Annotated in this window: 15 protein-coding genes; 11 read left to right on the top strand and 4 right to left on the bottom strand. The window is 61.5% G+C overall.

Annotated features, from left to right (window positions below; all coding sequences use genetic code 11):
• The first annotated feature begins 122 nt into the window (after positions 1–122).
• Positions 123–1,856, top strand: a complete 1,734-nt coding sequence (locus tag RGQ15_RS17775) for a Hint domain-containing protein (RefSeq protein ID WP_311162033.1) — start codon at positions 123–125, stop codon at positions 1,854–1,856.
• Positions 1,857–1,916: 60 nt separating this feature from the next.
• Here RGQ15_RS17775 and RGQ15_RS17770 read toward each other — a convergent pair whose 3' ends face one another.
• Positions 1,917–2,822 (bottom strand): helix-turn-helix transcriptional regulator, encoded by a 906-nt coding sequence (locus RGQ15_RS17770; RefSeq protein ID WP_311162030.1) that lies wholly within the window; start codon positions 2,820–2,822, stop codon positions 1,917–1,919.
• A 207-nt stretch (positions 2,823–3,029) separates the two neighbouring features.
• On the opposite strand from RGQ15_RS17770, the gene cysD reads away from it, so the two are divergent.
• Positions 3,030–3,935: a sulfate adenylyltransferase subunit CysD gene (cysD, locus tag RGQ15_RS17765; RefSeq protein WP_311162029.1), complete on the top strand. Its 906-nt coding sequence runs from the start codon at positions 3,030–3,032 to the stop codon at positions 3,933–3,935.
• Between the two features lie 46 nt (positions 3,936–3,981).
• The gene (gene cysN / locus RGQ15_RS17760; RefSeq protein ID WP_311162028.1) at positions 3,982–5,889 is read left to right on the top strand and encodes a sulfate adenylyltransferase subunit CysN; all 1,908 of its coding nucleotides are present in this window, start codon (positions 3,982–3,984) and stop codon (positions 5,887–5,889) included.
• Positions 5,890–6,028: 139 nt separating this feature from the next.
• Here cysN and RGQ15_RS17755 read toward each other — a convergent pair whose 3' ends face one another.
• Positions 6,029–7,573, bottom strand: coding sequence for an MDR family MFS transporter (locus RGQ15_RS17755; protein ID WP_311162027.1), 1,545 nt, complete (start codon positions 7,571–7,573; stop codon positions 6,029–6,031).
• A 125-nt stretch (positions 7,574–7,698) separates the two neighbouring features.
• Between RGQ15_RS17755 and RGQ15_RS17750 the strand changes: the two genes are divergently transcribed.
• From RGQ15_RS17750 to RGQ15_RS17715, 8 genes are all read left to right on the top strand, one after another.
• Positions 7,699–8,211, top strand: a complete 513-nt coding sequence (locus tag RGQ15_RS17750) for a MarR family winged helix-turn-helix transcriptional regulator (RefSeq protein WP_311162025.1) — start codon at positions 7,699–7,701, stop codon at positions 8,209–8,211.
• Between the two features lie 572 nt (positions 8,212–8,783).
• A complete protein-coding gene (locus RGQ15_RS17745; protein ID WP_311162024.1) occupies positions 8,784–8,975 on the top strand; it encodes a hypothetical protein in 192 nt (63 codons plus the stop codon).
• Between the two features lie 7 nt (positions 8,976–8,982).
• Complete coding sequence (locus RGQ15_RS17740; RefSeq protein ID WP_311162023.1) at positions 8,983–10,008, top strand: ABC transporter substrate-binding protein; 1,026 nt, start codon at positions 8,983–8,985, stop codon at positions 10,006–10,008.
• The gene (locus tag RGQ15_RS17735) at positions 10,008–10,787 is read left to right on the top strand and encodes an ABC transporter ATP-binding protein (RefSeq protein WP_311162022.1); all 780 of its coding nucleotides are present in this window, start codon (positions 10,008–10,010) and stop codon (positions 10,785–10,787) included. Before RGQ15_RS17740 ends, RGQ15_RS17735 begins: the two co-directional genes overlap by 1 nt.
• 13 nt (positions 10,788–10,800) lie before the next feature.
• Complete coding sequence (locus RGQ15_RS17730) at positions 10,801–11,703, top strand: ABC transporter permease (protein WP_311162021.1); 903 nt, start codon at positions 10,801–10,803, stop codon at positions 11,701–11,703.
• A gap of 86 nt (positions 11,704–11,789) precedes the next feature.
• Positions 11,790–12,785 carry an isopenicillin N synthase family dioxygenase gene (locus RGQ15_RS17725; RefSeq protein ID WP_311162020.1) on the top strand — a complete coding sequence of 332 codons (996 nt, stop codon included), beginning with the start codon at positions 11,790–11,792 and terminating at the stop codon, positions 12,783–12,785.
• Positions 12,786–12,795: 10 nt separating this feature from the next.
• On the top strand, positions 12,796–13,758 hold the full coding sequence (locus RGQ15_RS17720; protein WP_311162018.1) for a LysR family transcriptional regulator: 963 nt from the start codon (positions 12,796–12,798) through the stop codon (positions 13,756–13,758).
• Between the two features lie 38 nt (positions 13,759–13,796).
• A complete protein-coding gene (locus RGQ15_RS17715; RefSeq protein ID WP_311162016.1) occupies positions 13,797–15,152 on the top strand; it encodes a cytosine deaminase in 1,356 nt (451 codons plus the stop codon).
• Between the two features lie 69 nt (positions 15,153–15,221).
• Here RGQ15_RS17715 and RGQ15_RS17710 read toward each other — a convergent pair whose 3' ends face one another.
• Both RGQ15_RS17710 and RGQ15_RS17705 read right to left on the bottom strand, forming a co-directional pair.
• Complete coding sequence (locus tag RGQ15_RS17710; protein ID WP_311162015.1) at positions 15,222–15,797, bottom strand: c-type cytochrome; 576 nt, start codon at positions 15,795–15,797, stop codon at positions 15,222–15,224.
• Positions 15,794–17,044, bottom strand: a complete 1,251-nt coding sequence (locus tag RGQ15_RS17705) for a PQQ-dependent sugar dehydrogenase (RefSeq protein WP_311162014.1) — start codon at positions 17,042–17,044, stop codon at positions 15,794–15,796. Before RGQ15_RS17705 ends, RGQ15_RS17710 begins: the two co-directional genes overlap by 4 nt.
• Positions 17,045–17,258 lie beyond the last annotated feature (214 nt).

Here is a 17,258-nt window from a genome sequence, read left to right as displayed (position 1 = left end):
TAGACGTCGGGACTTTAGGTCGCCTCAATTAGAAACTCCGCGGCGCGAAGTGAATTTCTGGCACGATATCGTTTATTACCGATTGCGTTAAAAAGTAACATTGGCCAGAAAAGGATAGGCTTATGCCCTACACAGGCCCGATTATCTTTACCGGCGACCATCTCGCCACCCTGACGTCGCAGCCGACCAACCAGGGCAACCCGAACGACGCCAATTTCGGCATGAATCTCAAGGGTGTCACGGCTGTCGGAACCTCGACGGATTACTACCGTCTGGTCTGGGTCCAGAACATCAACAACAGCGCCGACGGGTTCAGCAATGGTCAATTCTGGGCCATTCAGAAATATGACCCCTCCCTCGATACGGATGGCGACCCCTCCACCGGTGAAGAAGGGTGGCCCGCTTCTGGCAAGGGTTATGTCTTTACTCAGCTCGCTCCGAAGCCCGATCTGGTCTCGGGTCTGGGAGAAGGCGAAAATTACATTGTCTTCGAAGGTCAGGGCGGCGGTGCATCGCATCTGATCCTCGATATCGGCAAGAGCTTCGGCACGACACCGACCGATATGTACTATCCCGCAGCGGGTGGCGCGGGTGAGCTGACCTTCTCGGATGTCAGCAGCGCGCTTTCCTTGGCGCAGCGCCAACCGCAAGAGGACACGGCCGTCTGTTATCGGCGCGGTACCATGATCCTGACCGAGCGCGGCGAAATCGCGATCGAGGATCTGCGCCAGGGTGACTCGATCGTCTGCCGCTTCGGTGGCCTGCGGAAGATCCGCTGGATCGGCCATCAGCACTTTGACGGCGCAAGTGCGCATAAGGAACGCGCCATTTGCTTTGCACCCGGATCGATTTCGGAAGGCATGCCGCGCCGACCGTTGTTCGTGAGCCAAGGTCATTCGATGCTGATCGGTGAAATCCTGGTTCTGGCCGCCAATCTGGTCAACGGGATCACCGTGACCCGCGCACCGCTGCAGGACGAACTGGACTATTTCCAGATCGACTTCGGCGCGCACGATTTGGTTCTTGCCGATGGCGCATGGTCAGAAAGCTTCGCCGATTGCGGCGACTTCCGGGACAGCTTCGACAATGTCGCAGAGTTTCGCGCAAGCTTCCCCGATCATGTGGCCCCAAGCGAGCCGCTTCTTTGCGCGCCGCGCCCGATTTCCGGGCCCAGCTTTCAATCAGCGCTTATTGCGATGGCGAAACGCGCACTGAATGCCGGCACGATCAGCCATTCGGGTGCCATCGAGGGTCGGATCGAAGGCGTTGCGGCCCCTGCCTACGTGACCGGTTGGGCGCGCGATGTCTCTCACCCAGGACATCCGATTGCGCTTGAGGTCGTGCTTGATGGCAAGGTGATCGGCACAACCATCGCCTGCCTGACCGGTCCCGAACAGCGCAATGCGAACCGGATGGGGTTCGTCTTCTCGGGGGCATCCGTACTCTCGACCGCCGAGCTGCGGCGGCTTGTCGTGCGCCGTGCAAGTGATGGACAGACGATCACCGGCCTGCCCGGATTTCAGGGGCGGCTGCAGGGCCATCTGGACCGCGTCACGAAGCTCGACCGGATCGAGGGTTGGGCCCGGGATGAGGCGAACCCTGTCCAGCCGGTCGTGCTTGAAGTTGCCTTGGGTGACGAGGTCCTGGGAACCGTGCTGGCCTGCCGTCCGCGCCACGATCTCGCCGCGGCGAAGCTGGGCGATGTGGCCTTTGTTTTTGAACTGCCCCGCAAACTGACCGAGGCCGAGGCCGCAGCGCTGCAGCTTCGTCGCGTCGGCGACGGCGCCCCGTTGCCGCGTTCGGCCGCAACGATCATCGAACATCATGGCTTGATGGCTAACGCCAAGGCGGCCTGAGCGAAATCAGCTCGACCAGTCCAGAACATGCATGCGGCGGACCCGACGGGTCCGCCGTTTTCACGAAAACCACATGCTGCCCGCGAGCATCCTGCGCAGGACGCCGCCTTGGCCGGTTACGCCCATTCGGGCGAATATCTGCTTGGAACAACTGCGTGCCGTTTCGGACGTCCAGCCCAACTCTGCGGCGGCTTCCTGCAGGCTGAACCCGTCGCAGAGCAGGATCGCGAGGCGCGCCTCGCTGTGGCTGAGATCCAGGCTGTTGGCGACATTTCTGGCGTCAAGGGACCTCGCGAACTGCGCAAGCCGGATCGAGCCAGTGATGATTTTCTCTCCCTCGTGCAGACCGGCGCGCAGGCGCAACTCCATACGCGGATCATCGGACAAGGCGACCGTCACCGTCGCAGTTTCGGGTGATTGGACCGCAGCAATGGCTCGGCGGAACTCCAAAGCCGTCTCACCGTTGTGAAACTCCAGCCGCCCGCCCGCGCGCAAGCGCACCCCATCCACGTCTTCCAGCCAGACCCGGGCCTGGGGCGCAATGTCGAGAACGTTTCCGAGCGGAGAGAAGATGACCCATCCAGCACCCAGATCAACATTCATCCGCCGTTCCCGGAGCGCCCTGGCACGTTCCAGACTCAGATCCTGCCAGATCTGCACAGCCTGGCTGACGAAAGGCGCCAGTTCCGAAAGATGTACCCCGTCGATTGCCCGAAAATCCTGACCTTGCCGGCTCAGGACTATGACGGCGTGTCCCCCGGTCCGAAAGCCGCATTTCATTGCGCGCAGGGGCTCTGACCGATCCTCAAACCCCGGCAGATCCACCTGCGAATAGACCCGATCCGGTCGCATTTGCCGCAGAGTGCCGTCTGCCAGCCCGACTTCGCGCGCGGCAGACCATGCCTGGCTGCGGGCGCCCGGCCAGTCGATCCGAAATGTCGCTGCCTCTGCGCGCGTCTGCAGCACAAGTTTTCCCAGGAACAGGTCCCATGGTCCCTGCTCCGAGCCATGTTCTACGCCCGAATTTTGAGCAGCGTCGGCAAAAAGTGCCTTGAGAGTATCGGATTCCGCGGAAATGGCGCCACCTCGTCCATTTGCCCCCCAAATGGGGGGTTAAGATGCTTAGCCCGCCGGTTACTGCTCGGTCAATCAGGTTTTTGAAGAGAATTTCGAATGAACCAGAAAACCCTCACTCACCTTCAACGCCTCGAGGCGGAGAGCATTCACATTCTGCGTGAAGTTGTCGCCGAAGCGGAAAACCCCGTCATGCTCTACAGCGTCGGCAAGGACAGTGCCGTCATGCTGCATCTGGCGAAGAAGGCTTTCTACCCGTCGCCGCCGCCTTTCCCACTGCTGCACGTCGACACGACATGGAAGTTCCGCGACATGTACGCCCTGCGCGACAAGGCCGCGAAGGATGCGGGGATGGAACTCCTTGTCTACCAGAACCCCGAGGCAATTGCGCGGGGCATCAACCCGTTCGACCACGGTTCGCTGCATACCGACATGTGGAAGACCGAGGGCCTCAAGCAGGCGCTGGACAAATACGGCTTTGACGTTGCCTTCGGCGGCGCGCGCCGCGACGAAGAGAAATCCCGTGCCAAGGAACGCGTCTTCTCGTTCCGTTCGGCCAATCACCGCTGGGACCCCAAGAACCAGCGTCCCGAACTCTGGCGGCTTTACAACGCCCGCAAGGCCAAGGGGGAAAGCGTTCGCGTCTTCCCGATTTCGAACTGGACCGAGCTTGATATCTGGCAATACATCCATCTCGAAGGGATCGAGATCGTTCCCCTTTATTTCTCTGCGCCGCGTCCCACGGTCGAGCGCGACGGGCTGATCCTGATGGTCGATGACGAGCGCTTCCCGCTGGAAGATGGCGAGACGCCCGAAATGCGGTCGGTCCGCTTCCGTACGCTGGGCTGCTATCCGCTGACCGGCGCGGTCGAAAGCGAAGCGCAGACCCTGCCCGAAGTGATCCAGGAAATGCTGCTCACCACGACCTCCGAGCGTCAGGGCCGCGCGATCGACCATGATCAGGCCGCCTCGATGGAGAAGAAGAAGCAGGAAGGCTATTTCTGAGCCTTTCGCCTCGTCTCCGGCCCTCCATATCGAAATCAGGTGACCCATGAACACCCAAGAACCGATCTACAAGACCGACGCTCTGATCGCCGAGAACATCGACGCCTATCTCGAGGCGCATCAGCACAAGACCATGCTGCGCTTCATCACCTGCGGCTCGGTCGATGATGGCAAATCCACCCTGATCGGGCGGTTGCTCTATGACAGCAAGATGATCTTCGAGGATCAGCTTGCCGCACTGGAAGCCGACAGCAAGCGCGTTGGCACGCAGGGACAGGAAATCGACTTCGCCCTTCTCGTCGACGGCCTTGCGGCCGAGCGCGAACAGGGCATCACGATCGACGTGGCCTACCGCTTCTTCGCGACCGAAAAGCGCAAGTTCATCGTCGCAGACACGCCCGGCCACGAACAGTATACCCGCAACATGGTCACGGGCGCCTCGACCGCCGACCTCGCGGTCATCCTGATCGACGCGCGCAAGGGTGTCCTGACGCAGACCCGCCGTCACAGCTATCTCGTTCATCTTCTGGGCATCCGCCATATCGTGCTGGCGGTGAACAAGATGGACCTTGTCGGCTACGACCAGGCGACCTTTGACAAGATCGTCGAAGAATACAGCGAATTCGCGCGGAGCATCGGCATTACCGAGTTCACCGCGATGCCCATCTCGGGCTTCAAGGGTGACAACATCACCGGCCCCAGCGACAATACGCCCTGGTATGACGGCCCGGCCCTGCTGCCGCATCTTGAAACGGTCGAGCTTGACTCGACGGTCGAGCAGACCAAGGCATTCCGCATGCCGGTTCAATGGGTCAACCGCCCGAACCTCGATTTCCGCGGCTTTTCCGGACTGGTTGCCAGCGGTTCTGCAAAACCGGGTGACAAGATCCGCGTCCTTCCGTCGGGCAAGACCTCGACCATCTCGCGGATCGTGAGCCTTGAAGGCGACCGCGATCTGGCTGTGGCCGGCGAATCCGTCACCGTCACCTTTGCAGACGAAATCGACTGTTCGCGCGGTTCGGTGATCGTCGCTGCACAGTCGCCGCTGGAAGTGGCGGACCAGTTCGAATCCACCCTTGTCTGGATGGATGAACAAGAGCTGGTTCCGGGTCGCGCCTATTGGCTGAAAATCGGCACCCAGACGGTTTCGGCCACGGTTCATGCCCCGAAATACGAGGTCAACGTCAACACCCAGGAACATCTGGCCTCGAAGACGCTCGACCTGAACGCCATCGGCGTCGCGAACATCACCACGGACCGCGAAATTCCCTTCGCGCCATATGATGAGAACCGCGACCTTGGCGGCTTCATCCTGATCGACAAGATGACCAACCACACGGTCGCTGCCGGGATGATCCATTTCGCGCTGCGCCGGGCCCAGAACATCCACTGGCAGGCGACCGATATCGGGCGCGAGCATCACGCCAAGATGAAGCACCAGAAGCCTGCCGTGCTTTGGCTGACCGGTCTTTCGGGTTCGGGCAAATCGACCATCGCCAACATCGTCGAGAAGAAGCTGGCGCGGATGAACCGCCACACCTTCCTGCTTGACGGCGACAACGTGCGTCACGGCCTGAACAAGGATCTGGGCTTCACCGAAGCCGACCGGATCGAGAACATTCGCCGCGTCGGCGAGGTCGCCAAGCTGATGACCGATGCGGGCCTGATCGTGATCACCGCCTTCATCTCGCCGTTTCGCTCGGAACGCGACATGGTGCGCGGCATGATGCAGCCCGGCGAGTTCCTTGAGGTCTTTGTCGATACGCCGCTTTCGGTGGCGGAAGAGCGTGACGTGAAGGGGCTTTACGCCAAGGCACGCTCGGGTCAGCTGAAGAACTTCACTGGCATCGATTCGCCTTACGAGGCACCGGATGCGCCGGAAATCCGGATCGATACGACGGACATGACGCCAGAGCAGGCCGCTGATCTGATCATCGCAAGGCTGATCCCCTGAGGATCTCCTGTTCCCTCAGGGCCAGGTCGGATCATTGATCGAATGATGAGGGCGGACCCTGCGGTCCGCCCTTTGTCGTTGCCCACACTGTTGACATGAAGCCTCTGGCGAAACGGGCAGACTGGCGGCGCAGGCCCGATCAGCCGGCACCGGGCGAGGCCTCGATCGCCTGAGAGGGCTTCGCCACAGGCTCGGCCGGAGAGAGCATGACGGGCCGCAGCATCGTTGCCGCAAGAAAGCCGGTTCCTGCCATGATGACTGCGGCAAAATAGACCCAGTCGAAGGCTCCTCGATATGCCAGTGCGATGGCATCGCGGGCGGCTGGCGCCAGCGTGGCCATCCGATCCGGCGTCATTTTCTCGATGGAACCGCCGCCGGGCACGACCGTGTTCATCAACCGGTCGGTCAGGATCGCCCCATAGACCGAGATGGCCAGTGCGGCGCCACCCATCCGCGAGAGCGTCACGGCACCCGTTGCAGCACCGACGTCCTGTGCCGGAGAGGCAATCTGAGCCCCGATCACGGGTGCCTGCTGACCCAATCCGATCGCGATCCCTTGCGCAAGCAAAACCGTCGCGACAAGCCAGAGCGGCACATTGACCGGCATCATCGCCAGGCAGATCAAGCACAGGACAGTGAGAGAAAGTCCGAGAACCAGCCAAGGCTTATATCGCCCCGTCCGGGAAATCAGCCGCCCGGAGGTCAGCGAGCCCATGGCAATCCCGGCGGTGATGGCGATGAAGAACAGTCCCGCTCGGGCCGGCGATAGCCCTGTTGTCATCTGCAGGAACAGGGCGTGGTAGTTGACCATTCCAATCCCGATGCCGCCACTGACCACGCCAACGATGAGCAAAAGTGAAAAGTTGCGGTCTCGAAACAGGCTCAGCGGGATGATGGGTTCAGGCGCGCGACGCTCGATTGCGATCCAGAGCGCCAGCGCCGCCGCCGAGAGCACCGGCAGCGCCAGCGCGGGCGCGGCGGTGAGTGAGCCAAACAGCGATTGGCTATCGGCCCAAAGCACGATGCCGGCAATCGCCACGGCAAGGGTAAGTGCGCCCAGATAATCGACCTTGGGCTGCCGTTCGGGCCGCCGCGAAGGGAGCATGATCGCGAGACCGACCAAGGCGACGATCCCGATGGGCAGATTGATCAGAAATATCGATCGCCAACCCAAAGCCTGGCTCATCGTGCCGCCAAGGCTTGGCCCGATGGACCCCGATGCCATCAGCACAAGGCTGGAAAAGCTTTGGTATCTTGCCCTCTCCCGCGGCTCAAACAGATCCGCGTTGATCGAGAAGATCGATACCATGATGCCTCCGGCGCCAAGGCCCTGGAAGGCACGGGCAGCAATCAGACTGTCCATCGACCAGGCCAGGCCGCAAAGAACCGAACCCAGCGTGAACAAAGCGACCGCGAACATCATGACGTATTTGCGGCCAAACAGGTCGCCCAACTTGCCATAGACCGGCATGATGGCGCTTTGCGCCAGCAGATATGCCGATCCGATCCATCCGAAACGCTCGATTGCGCCGAACTCGCCGATGATGGTGGGCAGCGCGGTGGACACTACCTGATTGTCCAGCGTGGCCATGAACAGGCTGAGCATCAGGAACGAAAAGATAACCTTCCGGCGTCGATCGGTCAGACCTGCAGGCCCGGCCTTGAGAGGTGGCTGTTGAGACATTTTATGTGGAACCCGGATGTGATCCGCAGGCAATTGCGGAACCATGACTGACGAGATATATATGTGCTGAACGCAAATATATGTCAACCGCACATAATATGCCAGCTCTCAGGAGACACAGAAACATGCAGGACCCCATGCGCGAGGACGGTATCGAGATGATTTCCTCGGCGATGGCGCGGTTTCGCGTTCTGATCGGGCGGCGTGTGCTCAGCCGGATCGCCCTGACAAATCTGGCCCCTGCCCTGGACATGGCCGATCTGGATATATTGGGCGTGATACCCGGCACGCTGCTCGGGCCTATCCACTGCCCACAAGCGGAAGACGTATCGGTTGGTGATATTGCGCGGCATCTGCATATCGACCCGTCTCGCGCAAGCAGGCTGGTGGCCGGTCTTGTGGATCGTGGGTTCCTGATCCGCGCCGTTTCGCAACATGACGCACGGCGCGCAGTCCTGCTGCGCACAGAAGCCGGTGACCGGATCTTTGCCGAAATTAGTCGGATAAAGCTGGAACTGATCCGCGAGATTACCGGTGGCTGGCCCGAGGAACGTTTGCTGTCTTTTGCTGCTTCGTTTGACGATTTCACCACGGCCTTCGAAGCGCGGATCAGGTCAGATCAGAAAGAAAAGGGTTAGACACTGAAGTGCAGGTAGACCGCCCCGAGCGGTTGGAACTCGACGCTGCCCTGAACCCCAGGAAGCGCATCTGTTTCCATTCCAACCGATCGTCGTCGCGCGCCAAAGGGGTTCGAATCGATGCAGGCGCCATTCGACATTCCCGCCCCATCCAGAGTGAACGGGCGGGAAAGCGGGATCATGCCCGGCGCACACTGCCTTCCTGCCCGAAAATAGGCCGGGCCCGCTTTATCTCTGTCCCGTTTTTGAGGACGCGTAAGCCGCGTTTTCCCGATTACCTGTAGCAATTTTTAGAACATCTGGCTTCCGGTAGATGAACGGCGAAGCTGACAGCTTCACGGCACCGTCGGCATCGATATTTTTGGCTTTTATTACAAGATTTTATAAGTCTGCCTCAATTGCAGTCAGACGCGCTGCAACACGGCAGCAGACCGATAACACATGTCAAGATAGGCGCGTTTCCGTTGCCTAAATCGGGACAGTCCACCCATCATGGGACCATGCGAGTAGAAGCGGTCGGGAAATGATCCTGGACATTGCTCGACGGTCAAACCTGTCGAAACGAGGTCCAGATGTTCGAACAAACTGCACAGACCGACACCAGCCCAAAGATCGTCCAGCAGACCGGCGCGCATCGCTGCCTCGCCTGTCTGCAAGGTGACAACGGCAAGAAGCGCGCTTGCGCATTTCGCCACATGCTTGCCGCCGGATATTCGGTCAAGGCGATCGAGGACATGAGAAGCTCTGCGAAGCGCACGCAATGATCAACAAATGACCAACAGGAAGAAACCAACCATGCCATCCAGCCTGCCCGTTCCACGCCAGATACTCTTCGCCTCCGCGCTTGCCATGATGGCCAGCCCGGCTCTCGCCTCGGACAAGGTGACATTCCAGCTCGACTGGCTACCCGGCGGCGACAAGGCGCCGATCTATGTCTGCATCGACCAGGGCTTCTGCAAGGATGAAGGCCTGGACGTCGAAATCGCCTCGGGTCGCGGTTCGACGGATGCCATCTCGCGTCTTGCCGCCGGATCATCTGACGTCGGGGTGGCCGATATCGGCGCACTCATGGCCGCCCGCGCCCAGGAAAAAGTCGGCGTGACCGCGATCATGTCCGTTTTCAACAAGGGTCCGCATGCCTTTTACACCGTCAAGGGTGGCGGCTTCGACGCCGTCGCGGATGTGAAGGGCAAGAAGATCGCGACCTCTCCCTTCACTTCGTCCAACGTCTACCTGCCGCTGGTGCTCAAGGATGCGGGCATTTCCCCGGATGAGGTCACGATCGTGAACGCCGATCCCGGCGCGCTGGGGCCGATGCTGATGACCGGACAGGTCGATGGCATCGTTGCCTGGATGACGGACCTCACCCGATACACCAACCAGGGCAAAGAGGCGGGCAAGGAAATTCAGGCGCTGCCATGGTCTGCGGCGGGTCTGAACCTTTATTCCGCCTCGCTGATCGCGAATGACAGTTTCCTGAAGGACCGGCCCGATGTCGCCCGTCGCTTCGTCGCCGCCTACAAGAAATCGGTCGAGTTCTCACGGGATAACCCCGACGCGGCAGCGAAATCCGTTACCAATATCGTGGCCGAGCTTGGCACCGAAGACGTCAAGGGATCGCTGACCGATGCGATGGAACTGGTCTATAACGAGGTGACCGAAAAGGACGGTCTGGGGGTGTTCGAACCCGGTCGCCTTGCCGAGACCTGGGCCCGCGTCGCTGCGGCTCAGGGGATCGATCCGGCCAGCTACGATGTCGAAACCACCGTAACCCGCGAAATGCTTGCTCTGAAATGATGATCGAGCAGCCCCCCGCCATCCGCTTTGACCGTCTCGGACAGGTCTTCCAGACCCGATCGGGACAGACGGAAGCATTGCGCGACGTCAGCTTCGACGTGGCCCATCATGAATTTCTTGCCATTCTGGGCCCGTCGGGCTGCGGCAAGTCTACGCTTCTGCGGATGGTCGCGGGGCTGCTCACACCGACCAGCGGCGCGGTCGAGGTCTTCGGCATGCCCGTAACAGGGCCGCGGGACGATATCGGCATCGTCTTCCAGAAACCCACGCTGCTGCCTTGGGCCACGGTGGAAGACAATGTGGTTTTTCCGGTTCGGCACAAGACCGGTCATGTGTCCCAGCGCGACCGGGAACGCGCGCAGGAGCTTCTGGCGATGGTGGGGCTGGAAGGCTTTGGCAAGCGACTTCCCGAAGAGCTTTCAGGCGGCATGCAGCAGCGCGTGGGCATCGCCCGCGCCCTGCATCTGGATCCCGACATTCTCTTGATGGACGAGCCGTTCTCGGCGCTGGATGCCTTGACGCGTGAGGTCATGGGCTTCGATCTGCTGCGGATCTTTGCCGAGAAACCGAAGACCGTCGTCTTCATCACCCATTCGGTCAGCGAAGCGGCCTTGCTTGCCGATCGGGTTCTGGTGATGTCGGGCCGCCCCGGCACGGTCGCATGTGAACATATCGTGCCGGTTTCCCGCCCTCGCGGCCCCGAAAGCATGAAGGACCCCGCTCTGCTCGACCTGACAGCCGACCTGCGAGACAGGCTGATGGCACGGGAGGCCGCGTGAAATGGAGGAAGCGATGACCCAGACCCAACCTGCCCGGGCCGCATCTCCGCGCCCTGCCCCGGTTCGTCCCGCTCTTGTCCGGCCATCTTCCCAGCCGGCTGAAACCACGGCGGCAAAGCCCGCCCCGAACCCGCACCGCCGCAGTTTGTCACAACTGGCCCGGCTCCCCGGCTTTGCGACCGGGTTGACGCTTGTCGGAACGATCCTGCTATGGGAGGCGGCGACACGCCTTTTTTCCATCCCCTCCTACCTGCTGCCGGCCCCCAGCGCGATCCTGAACGCCTTTACCGCCATTGGCCTTGAACGCTGGCTGACCCATATCTGGTCCACGCTCAGGGTTGCGCTGCTTGGCTTCGGTCTGGCCATCGCCGTCTCGATCCCGCTTGCCATGGTGATGATGCGTTCGGCGATCCTGTCAAAGACGCTTTATCCCCTGCTGGTCATCGTGCAGTCCACGCCGGTTGTCGCGATCGCCCCCATCATCATCGTGGCGCTGGGTGCTGGCGACCTGCCGCGCGTTGTGATCACGACGCTGATCACGTTCTTCCCGCTTGTGGTCTCGACGGCCACCGGGCTTGCAGCAACCCCGCCCGAACTGATCGAGCTGTCACGCAGCCTGCGCGCACCTTCGCGCCGCGAGATGACCCAGATCCGCTTGCCCTATGCCGTACCCTATATCTTCTCGGCACTGAAGATCTCGATCACGCTTGCCGTCATCGGGGCAGTCGTGGCCGAATTTGTCGCCGCCGAGGCGGGTGTTGGCTATTTCATCCAGTTCTCGACCTCGATGTTCAAACTGCCGCAGGCCTGGGCCGGATTGATCGTGCTGGCCGCCATGTCTTTGACCCTGTTCCAGGCCGTCGTCCAGATCCAGAAACGTCTGTTTCCCTGGAGCCTGCCCAAGGAAACCCGCTGATTTCGCCCCGGAGTAGAAGCGTTCAGGCCCTATCGGGTCCGGAAATTGCTCCCCCACCGCCGGAAACGGCATCAAAGGAGACTGCAATGTCCAACGAAAACTACGCTCTGGCCGAGCTGAACAAGGAAACCACCATCGGCGGCGAGGGCACCACCGTCGAGCGGGCCGTTCCAGCGATCGACCTTTCGGATTTCGAGAACCGCAAGCACGAGATCGCCGATGCGCTTTGGGCGGCCTCGACCGATATCGGTTTCTTCCAGGTCTATAACCACGGCATCCCGCAAGAAGACATCGACGCGGCTTTCGACAACGCATGGGAGTTCTTCGAACTGCCGCAAGAGATCAAGGCGCAATACCCGATGCCCAAGGGCACGAATGCGGGCTGGGAATTCAAGGCCCAGGTCCGGCCCTCGACCGGAACGCCGGACAACAAGGAAAGCTATCAGGTGACGCGCCCCCTGATGGACGGCAAGTGGCCAACCGAAGCGGAACTGCCCGGCTTCAAGGAGCGCGCATTGCGCTTCGAGCGTCAGAACTGGGAACTTGGCATGCGCATCCTGTCCTGCTTCGCACTGAAGATGGGCTTTGCCGAGGATTTCTTCACCAAGGCCCATGACCCGTCGAGCGATCAGTATCAGTCGACCCTGCGGATGATCCACTACATGTCGATGGAGAACGCCCAGCCCGAGGACTTCAAGGCGTGGCGTGCGGGCGCCCATTCCGACTTTGACTGCCTGACCATCCTGCACCAGAAAGAGGGCGAAGGCGGGCTGCAAGTCTGCCCCGGCAAGGACGCCGCGACCGGCCAATGGACCGACGTGCCGCCGCGCAACGGCTACATCACCTGCAATATCGGCGACATGCTGATGCGCTGGTCGGACGATCAGCTGCAATCGACGCTCCACCGCGTCCGCATGCCGCGCGAGGGTGAATACATGGGCCGTCGCCTGTCGCTTCCATTCTTCTGCCAAGCCAATCGCGACGCGCTGATGGTCGGCCCCTTGGGCAAGTATGAGCCCATGACCGCGGGCGACTACCTGACCATGCGCATCAACGCGAACTTCGCCGCGATCAAGAAGTGAGACGTTGAGAATGGGCCTTCCGGGTGACATCGTGGGTGCAAACACACCCGTCTCGAATTCCGGAAGGCTCATGCTGCACGGTCGCGCGCTGCGCTATATCGACGAAGTCGCGCGTCAGGGCTCGATCCGCAGGGCAGCGCGTGTCCTCAACGTCTCGGCCTCGGCGGTGAACCGTTTCGTTCTCGAAATGGAGGAAGATCTAGGCGCGCCTATCTTCGAACGTCTGCCGAAAGGATTGAAGCTGACCACCTCGGGCGAAATGCTGGTCGCCCATATTCGCGAAACGCTGCGTGCGCATGACCGGATGCGCGCGCAGATCAAGGCCCTGAAGGGCCTGTCGCGGGGAGAGGTCACCGTCGCGACCATGGCGACGCTCGCCGCTGGGCGCCTTGCCGATGTCGTGGCAGAGTTCCGCGAAACTCATCCGCAGGTCGATCTGCGGGTGACGGTCGGGACGCGCCCCGAGGTCATCGAGGCCGTGGCCTCGGGTGAGGCGGAGCTGGCGCTTGCCTATAACCTGCCGATCGACCCGCGCCTTCACCTCGCCGCCGAGTTTCAGCATCAGCTTGGCGCCGTGGTTGCGCGAAACCATCCCCTGACGATCAAGAGCAGCGTTCGGCTATCCGATTGTCTGGTCTATCCGCTGGTGCTGGCCGATCCAAGTCTCTCGTTGCGCGAGGTGGTCCAGAACCTCGCCCCGGCCGGGTCCGTGCTGATGCCGACCGTCGAGACCAACTCGACCGAATTGATGAAACGCCTGGTCCGGCGTGCGCCCCATATCACTTTCCTGAACCGCGTCGATGTGGATCAGGAATTGCGTGATGGCGACCTGGCCTTCCTGCCGCTTGAAGCGGCTGCCGGCCGTCAGCGGCTGATGCTCGCGCATCGCGCACGAGGTCAGCTTTCTCCGGCCGGCAGCCGGTTTTTGCAACTTGTGCAGCGCCTGTTCACGACCGCCCCAGATGGCGACTGAGGCGGCACGACCCGAAGACTTCATGGAAAGAAAAAGTGATGGATGACCAGATGATCCCCGCGGCAATGCAACTGCGCCGCCTCGACGGCAAGGGTCGCGTTCTGCTGCGCAATGCCCGTGTGCCCCAATCGCTTCTTGCCGGCGGCGTCCCGAGTGGCGCTGATGTCGATGGGGACGGGTCGGCTCGGGTTGACCTGCTCTTGGACGGTGAAACGGTTATGCAGATCCGCGCCAGCGGCGCGGGTCATGTCGCCGCGCCTGCCATAGATCTTCAGGGTCGTCAGCTATGGCCGATGCTGGTCGATGCCCATACCCATCTCGACAAGGGCCATGTTGCGGGCCGCGCCCCGGATTCGGGCGGGAACCACAATGGCGCACGGGTAGCCACGACGCGCGACCGCATCGCGCATTGGCGCCGCGATGACCTGCTGTCACGAATGGATTTCGGCTTGCGCTGCGCCGAGGCACATGGGGTTGCCACGATCCGCACCCATATCGACAGCCACGAAGGCCAAGGCGCGCAGAGTTGGGCCGCTTTCGCCGAAACCCGCGCCGCATGGGCCGACCGGATCGACCTTCAGGCCGTGGCCCTTGTCCCGATCGATGCCTATCGCGAGGATTACGGAACCGAACTGGCCGATCTGGTCGCCCGGCACGGCGGCCTGATGGGGGGCGTGACGCGGGCGTCTGGCGGAACCCATGGCGGCGGGCTCGGCGATCTGGATGCGCTGCTGGACAAGCTCTTCACGCTCGCGGCCGATCGCGATCTCGATATCGATCTTCACGTCGACGAAGCGGCGAAGGCCGATGCCCTGCCCCATGTCGCGCGGGCCACGATCCGGCACGGTTATCAGGGCCGCGTCACATGCGGCCATTGTTGCTCGCTTGCGCTTTTGCCCGATGGCGAGCTTGCCGCGACCATTGAATTGATCGCCGAGGCGGGATTGCAGCTGATCACGCTACCTACCGTGAATATGTATCTGCAGGATCGCGAACCGGGACATACGCCGCGCTGGCGCGGCGTGATGCCAATCCACGAATTGCGTGCTGCCGGTGTTCCGGTTGCCGTGGCCGGAGACAATTGCCGAGATCCTTTCTACGCCTATGGCGATCACGACATGCTCGACACCTGGCGTCAGTCCGTGCGCATCCTGCATCTCGACCATCCCTTCGATGACGCTCCCGCGCTGGCCGGACCCAGGCCGGCAGCAATAACCGGCCTTCAGGCAGGGAGTATCGGTGAGGGACGGCGGGCAGATCTGATGATTTTCGAGGCCTGGAGCCTCGAGCAGATGATCTCGCGCCCGCAGTCCGATCGCCTGCTTCTTCGTCGCGGCGCGCATCTGGAGGCCAAAGCCCCATCCTACGACCTGCTTCCAGTCAGGCCAGCCTGACGGTCGCCTGTTTCCAGAGACAATTCAGATCCGGAGGTGGCAACTCCCCCGGATCGACCTCGACCCAGATCACTCGACCAGATCGATCTTGATCTTCACTTCAGAAAACCAGTCCGCGACAGCCCTGATTTCCTCGTCGTTCATGTCGGACGCGATCGGAGACATCATGTCGCTTTGTCGCGCACCGCTTCGGAAGGCTTTAAGCTGAGTGTCGATATAGATGTTCGTCTCGCCCGCGAGATTGGGCGCCTCGTCGATCTGGCGGATGCCGTCCGTCCCGTGGCATGCGATGCATTGCTCGGGTGCCGCAGCCGGGTCGGCCTGCAGCGTCGCGGTGACACGGTGACTCCCATACCATGCCGCGAGATCGGCAATCTGTTGATCGGTGAGGGTCTTCGCGACGATGCTCATCATCTCATGTTCGCGCGTGCCGTCCCGGAAAGCGGCAAGCTGCGTGCGGATATAGGCTTCCGACTCGCCGCCGATATGGGGCGCAATCGGGATCTGGGCCAGACCATCCAGCCCATGGCAGGTGCGACACTGGCCGGCAAGCTTGCGACCTTCGGCACGGTTCCCCTGCGGCTCGGCCACGGCGCCCCCGGCGAGCATGAGCCCGCCGAGAGCCAGAGAAAGGGCAATCCTCATTTCGTGGCTGCGATACGCCAGATCGCGCCGGCGAAATCATCGGAAACCAGCATCGAGCCATCGGGCAGGAAGGCGATGTCCATGGGACGGCCGCGATACTCTCCGGTATCCTTGTTCAGCCAGCCTTCGGCGAAAACCTCGGTCGCACCAGCATTGCCCTCGGCATCGACCGGCGTGAACATGACCTGGGCGCCGACCGGCGTCGTGCGGTTCCACGAGCCATGCTGGGCCGAGAAGATCCCGCCCCGGTATTTTTCGGGGAATGAGTTGCCGGTATAGAAACGCATGCCCAGATCGGCGGCATGGGCCTGCATCTCGACCGCCGGAGCGACGAATTCGACACCTTCGGGTCGCGGCACGTCCTTGTATTCGGGGATCTCGACCGATCCGTTCAGCCAGGGAAAGCCGAAATGCTGGCCAGCCGCAGTCTGCCGGTTCAGTTCGCCGGGCGGAATGTCATCGCCCATCCCGTCGACCTGATTGTCGGTGAACCACAGATCGCCATTCGCCGGGTTGAAGTCATGCCCGACCGAGTTCCGCACACCACGGGTGAAGACCTCGCGCCCCGAGCCGTCCTTGTTGATGCGGATGATACCGCCGATGCCCAATTCGTCATAAATTTCATACTTGTCGACCGGCTGGACATTATGCGGCTGGCCAAGCGAGATATAAAGTTTTCCATCGGGCCCGACGCGACAGACCCGCGCGGTGTGGTTGAAGCTTTCCTCGTCGGGCGGGATCAGCTCGCCCTTTTCGACCACGACGCCGACGGCAGGGTCAGGCCCCTCGAAGAAGAATTCGGCCGCGGGGAACGTCAGGACGCGGTTCCGCTCGGCGATAAAGAGAAAACCGTCGGGTGAGAAGCAAGGTCCGTTCGGAATGTCGAACGTGACTGATGGGGCGAAATCCTTGACCTCATCCGCCACCCGGTCGCGGTCGCGGTCCACGACGGACCAGACCTTGTCCTTTCGCGTCCCGACAAAGGTGACGGTTCCCTGAGGTGCAACGGCCATCGAGCGCGCATCGGGCACCACCGCGTAAAGGCTGACTTCAAAGCCGCTGGGTACCTTGATGTGCTGGATGATGTCCTGCAGCGCTTGCGCATGTTCATCATCCTGCGGCACCATTGTGAATGTCGCATCGGTGCGCTGCATGCTGGTCAGCTTGTCCATATTGTCCTGCGCGGCGAGCGGTCCGGCCAGGACAGAGCTGAGCATGAGCCCAGCAACAATTCCTTGTCTTTTCATCTCTTCCTCCCCTGTACATCTCCGATGCGTCAGGCTCCCCCCTCGACGCGATGGAAATCAACTCAAGGGTGCTTGCCGGATCACGTTCCTGTCAACAACCATGAGCCTTTGCACGACTTTCTTCCCAGCAAGACAGGCCAGGCAGCGTGCCTGGATGCACAATTCCCGTCTCGCCATGACCCCAATCGAGAAACCGCCTCATGACGAAGCTTGC

The sequence above is a fragment of the Paracoccus sp. MBLB3053 genome, assembly GCF_031822435.1.
Taxonomy (GTDB): Bacteria; Pseudomonadota; Alphaproteobacteria; order Rhodobacterales; family Rhodobacteraceae; genus Paracoccus; species Paracoccus aurantius.
The sequence above is the reverse complement of the archived record's forward strand: the minus strand, read 5'-3'. Positions and strand labels throughout refer to the sequence as shown.